We start from the raw sequence: 278 nt of genomic DNA on the forward strand, positions 1-278 counted from the left end.
TTATTAGCATTAATCTTTTCGATTTTAATTTAGATTTTGGAGACGAAGGCAAACCGCACCGCTGTTTTAAATTGATTGACACTGAAAACCAAAATATTAGTTTAGATTATATTCAAATGCATATTATTGAAGTTCAAAGATTTATTGATATATTAGAAAATTTAACGATTGAAGAATTGAAAAATAATAAATTATTAACTTGGATGAAATTTTTCACGAGTAATAATTTAGATTTAATTAAAAAAGAATTGGAGGAGGCAAACCCGATTATGACAAAA

General features: G+C 24.8%; 1 protein-coding gene. It reads left to right on the forward strand.

Annotated elements, in window-relative coordinates:
- The coding region (locus EZH24_RS13760; protein WP_170310898.1) for a PD-(D/E)XK nuclease family transposase at nucleotides 1-278 on the forward strand (278 nt) is incomplete at both ends.

It is taken from the genome of Brachyspira catarrhinii (assembly GCF_005518285.1).
Lineage (GTDB): Bacteria > Spirochaetota > Brachyspiria > Brachyspirales > Brachyspiraceae > Brachyspira > Brachyspira catarrhinii.